This window comes from Sphingopyxis sp. (genome assembly GCF_035250425.1).
Classification (GTDB): domain Bacteria; phylum Pseudomonadota; class Alphaproteobacteria; order Sphingomonadales; family Sphingomonadaceae; genus Sphingopyxis.
Genome location: NZ_DATFFD010000192.1, coordinates 1 through 3,427, shown reverse-complemented (window position 1 = coordinate 3,427; position 3,427 = coordinate 1). Strand labels below are relative to the sequence as shown.

Below are 3,427 nucleotides of genomic sequence, written 5' to 3'. Positions count from 1 at the left end.
TTCCTCGACCACCAGCTCATGTTCGAGCAGACGTTCGCGGACGCGCTGCGGATTGGCGCCTTCCTTGTCGACCTTGTTGATCGCGACGATGATCGGCACGTTCGCCGCCTTCGCATGGTTGATCGCCTCGATCGACTGCGGCTTCAGCCCGTCGTCGGCCGCCACCACGAGGATGACGATGTCGGTGACGTTCGCACCGCGCTGACGCATCTCGGTAAAGGCTTCGTGGCCCGGCGTATCGAGGAAGGTGACTTGGCTGCCGTCGGGGGTCTTCACCTGATAGGCACCGATATGCTGCGTAATGCCGCCGGCTTCGCCCGCCTGCACATTCGCACCCCGCAGCGCGTCGAGCAGGCTGGTCTTGCCGTGATCGACATGGCCCATGATCGTGACGACCGGGGCGCGCGGCTTCAGATGTTCGGCATCGTCGACATCCTCGTCGTGGCGGATATCGATATCGCCTTCGCTGACGCGGATGATCTCGTGCCCGAATTCGGTGACGAGCAGTTCGGCGGTGTCCTGATCGATCGTGTCGGTGCTGGCCGACGGGCTGCCCATCTTGAACAGCGCCTTGATCAGGTCGCCGGTCTTTTCGGCCATGCGGTTGGCGAGTTCCTGAACCGTGATGCTTTCGGGCACGACGACTTCACGGACCTGCTTTTCGCGCGGCCCCGACGAGGCGGTGTGCGAACGCTTTTCCTTTTCGCGGGCGCGTTTCAGCGCCGCGAGGCTGCGCGCACGCGCGCCTTCGTCTTCGTTGAGCGCGCGCGTGACGGTCAGCTTGCCCGACTGGCGGCGGCTGTCGCCGCCACGGGTTGCCTTGGGCTCGGGACGCTTGGGTTCGGGGCGCTTCGGTGCCTCGACCGGCGTGAAGCGACGCGGCGCCGGAGCGACGCTGGCCGTGCTGCGCGGTGCGGGTGTCGGTGCGGCTTCGCTCTGCGGATCGGCCGCAGGCGCTTCGGCGGCGGGGACAGCAGCGGGCGCCTCGGCAGCGGGGGGGGCTGGAGCGGGATCGGCCGCCTTCGCGGTCGTCTGCTCGACCTTGGCTTCGGCACGCGCCTTTTCTTCCTCGGCGGCGCGCGCACGCGCGGCTTCGTCGCGGCGGCGATTGTCCTCAAGTGCATTCATGCGCGCTTCTTCGGCCTCGCGCAGCAACTGCGCCTGGCGTTCCTGACGCGACATCAGGCTGTCGTTCTCGCTGACGCGGGGCGCGGCCGGCTTCGGAGCGGGCGCGGGTGCCGGAGCGGGCGTCGGTGCGGGCGCCGGAGCGGCCTCGACCTCTTCGACCTCGACCGGCGCGGCTTCGCCCGGACGACCGAGCACGCGGCGACGCTTCACCTCGACCACCACCGTGTTGCGGCGCCCGTGGCTGAATTGTTGCTGCACCTGTCCGGCCTCGACCGTCCGCTTCAGCCCCAGGGGCTTGCGGGTAAGGGTCGGTTTGTCCTGTTCGTCACTCATCGAAACTTATCATTCCTTCAAAACGCGTCCGAAGCGGCGTCGCTGGTCGGCAACGCCCCAATTTTTTCCTCGCCGGCAGACGGCGGGGCGTGCGGATCGGAATCGCGGTTGGCCGCGTCCCTACTCCATCCTGTGAAAAACTGCCAGCGGCTCAAATGCGCCAGCACCCGGTCCGCGGCGCGGGCGTCGGTCAACGCCAGATGCACCGCATTCTCGCGCCCCAATGCCATAGATAGGGTGCCGCGGTCCACCGGCAAGACCCGGCCCTCGCGGCCCGAGCCCTCATCGTCCTCGCCGACGCGCCACGCCTGCGCCAGTTTCTTGCGCCCATCCTCGCCCGCATCGCTGGCGTGGAGGAGGAGGCGAACCTGGCCCTTGCGCGCCGCCGTCTCGATCTTTTCATTGCCGCTGAGCAAGGTGCCCGACCGCGATTCCAGCCCCAGCCGGTCAAGCGTCGCGCGCTGAAGCTGCGCCTCGATACGCGCGCCGAGATCGTCGGGGATCGTGAAATTGCCGTCCTGCAGCGCGCGCGCGAGCCCGCCCTTCAGCTTGCCCTTCGCCTGTGCGGCTTCGAGCGTCGCGCGGTCGACGCCGATCCACGCGCCGCGCCCCGGCGCCTTGCCAAGGACGTCGGGCGCAATCGCGCCGTCGGGCCCGAGCGCGAGGCGCACGAGCCGTTCGGCCGGCGAAACCTCGCCGGTGATGACGCAGCGCCGCTCGGGCACATGCTGGCCGCGCCGTCCAGCGCGGTCTGGTTCGCTCAGCTGATCATTGTGCGGGGTCCGCATCGGCGGCCTCCCCGGTTAGCGGCTCCGCCGCGGTTCCGGCTTCCGGCTCGTCGTCGAACCAGTGCGCGCGCGCCGCCATGATGATTTCGTTGCCCTGTTCTTCGCTAAGGCCATATTCGCCCAGCACGCCGCCCTTGTCCTCGGCGCGTTCGCTGCGCGGCGGGCCGCGGCGGTTGTCGGTACGCTTCTTGGCGATCAGTTCGTCGGTCGCAAGGTCGGCAAGGTCGTCGAGCGTCTTGATCCCGGCCTTGCCGAGGATGACGAGCATCGCTTCGGTCAGGTGCGGGATGTCGGCGAGCGCATCCTCGACACCGAGTTCGCGGCGTTCGGCGCGCGACGCTTCCTCGCGGCGTTCGAGCCCTTCGGCAGCGCGGCTCTGGAGCTCCTGCGCCAGTTCCTCGTCGAAGCCTTCGATGCCCGCGAGTTCGTCGATGCCGACATAGGCGACTTCTTCGAGTTCGCCGAAGCCTTCGGCGACGAGCAGCTGTGCGAGCGTTTCGTCGACGTCGAGCTCTTCCTGGAACATCGTCGAGCGTTCGACGAATTCGCGCTGGCGCTTTTCGCTGGCGTCGGCCTCGGTCATGATGTCGATCTGGCTGCCGGTGAGCTGGCTGGCGAGACGGACATTCTGGCCGCGGCGGCCGATGGCGAGCGACAGCTGATCGTCGGGAACGACGACTTCGATGCGGCTGTCATCCTCGTCGATCACGACGCGCTGGACCGTTGCCGGCTGGAGCGCGTTGACGACGAAGGTCGCGGTGTCTTCGGACCAGGGAATGATGTCGATCTTTTCGCCCTGCATTTCCTGGACAACCGCCTGGACGCGGCTGCCCTTCATGCCGACACAGGCGCCGACCGGATCGATGCTGCCATCATAGCTGATCACGCCGATCTTGGCGCGCGAACCCGGGTCGCGGGCGGCGGCCTTGATCTCGATGATGCCGTCGTAGATTTCGGGGACTTCCTGCGCGAACAGCTTCTTCATGAAGTCGGGGTGCGCGCGGCTGAGGAAAATCTGCGGCCCGCGCGTTTCGCTCCGCACCGACAGGATCAGCGCGCGGACGCGATCGCCGACGCGCATCAGTTCGCGCGGAATCTGCTGGTCGCGGCGGATCACGCCTTCGGCGCGGCCGAGGTTGACGACGATGTGGCCGAATTCGACCGACTTCACGACGCCG

3 protein-coding genes are annotated in these 3,427 nt (G+C 67.8%); all 3 read right to left on the bottom strand.

The window, feature by feature from the left end:
* Positions 1 to 1,461, bottom strand: a 1,461-nt coding sequence (locus VJ811_RS11605) for a translation initiation factor IF-2 N-terminal domain-containing protein (protein ID WP_324072452.1), incomplete at its 3' end; no start/stop codon positions are given.
* Between the two features lie 17 nt (positions 1,462 to 1,478).
* A complete protein-coding gene (locus VJ811_RS11600) occupies positions 1,479 to 2,249 on the bottom strand; it encodes a DUF448 domain-containing protein (RefSeq protein ID WP_324072450.1) in 771 nt (256 codons plus the stop codon).
* Positions 2,230 to 3,427 (bottom strand): transcription termination factor NusA (nusA, locus tag VJ811_RS11595; protein WP_324072448.1); only part of this gene is annotated, 1,198 nt, incomplete at its 5' end. The genes VJ811_RS11600 and nusA, both read right to left, overlap by 20 nt.